Consider the following 1,249-nt stretch of genomic DNA (forward strand, 5'->3'; position numbering starts at 1 on the left):
AATTCGGCCTTTCCGGCAGGTGCGCCGATCCCGTGGCCATCAGATATCGTTCCGTCTGGCTACGTCCTGATGCAGGGGCAGGCGTTTGACAAATCAGCCTACCCAAAACTTGCTGTCGCGTATCCATCGGGTGTGCTTCCTGATATGCGAGGCTGGACAATCAAGGGGAAACCCGCCAGCGGTCGTGCTGTATTGTCTCAGGAACAGGATGGAATTAAGTCGCACACCCACAGTGCCAGTGCATCCGGTACGGATTTGGGGACGAAAACCACATCGTCGTTTGATTACGGGACGAAAACAACAGGCAGTTTCGATTACGGCACCAAATCGACGAATAACACGGGGGCTCATGCTCACAGTCTGAGCGGTTCAACAGGGGCCGCGGGTGCTCATGCCCACACAAGTGGTTTAAGGATGAACAGTTCTGGCTGGAGTCAGTATGGAACAGCAACCATTACAGGAAGTTTATCCACAGTTAAAGGAACCAGCACACAGGGTATTGCTTATTTATCGAAAACGGACAGTCAGGGCAGCCACAGTCACTCATTGTCCGGTACAGCCGTGAGTGCCGGTGCACATGCGCATACAGTTGGTATTGGTGCGCACCAGCATCCGGTTGTTATCGGTGCTCATGCCCATTCTTTCAGTATTGGTTCACACGGACACACCATCACCGTTAACGCTGCGGGTAACGCGGAAAACACCGTCAAAAACATTGCATTTAACTATATTGTGAGGCTTGCATAATGGCATTCAGAATGAGTGAACAACCACGGACCATAAAAATTTATAATCTGCTGGCCGGAACTAATGAATTTATTGGTGAAGGTGACGCATATATTCCGCCTCATACCGGTCTGCCTGCAAACAGTACCGATATTGCACCGCCAGATATTCCGGCTGGCTTTGTGGCTGTTTTCAACAGTGATGAGGCATCGTGGCATCTCGTTGAAGACCATCGGGGTAAAACCGTCTATGACGTGGCTTCCGGCGACGCGTTATTTATTTCTGAACTCGGTCCGTTACCGGAAAATTTTACCTGGTTATCGCCGGGAGGGGAATATCAGAAGTGGAACGGCACAGCCTGGGTGAAGGATACGGAAGCAGAAAAACTGTTCCGGATCCGGGAGGCGGAAGAAACAAAAAAAAGCCTGATGCAGGTAGCCAGTGAGCATATTGCGCCGCTTCAGGATGCTGCAGATCTGGAAATTGCAACGAAGGAAGAAACCTCGTTGCTGGAAGCCTGGAA

Annotated in this window: 2 protein-coding genes; both read left to right on the plus strand. The window is 50.9% G+C overall.

The annotated features are described in order from the left end of the window. Window positions 1-747: phage tail protein (locus tag NKJ21_RS27400; RefSeq protein ID WP_254733436.1), on the plus strand; the 747-nt coding region annotated here is incomplete at its 5' end. After that, window positions 747-1,249: tail fiber assembly protein (locus tag NKJ21_RS27405; protein ID WP_254733437.1), on the plus strand; the 503-nt coding region annotated here is incomplete at its 3' end. The genes NKJ21_RS27400 and NKJ21_RS27405, both read left to right, overlap by 1 nt.

Origin of the sequence: Klebsiella sp. SWET4 (assembly GCF_024296565.1) — a bacterium.
Classification (GTDB): domain Bacteria; phylum Pseudomonadota; class Gammaproteobacteria; order Enterobacterales; family Enterobacteriaceae; genus Klebsiella; species Klebsiella variicola.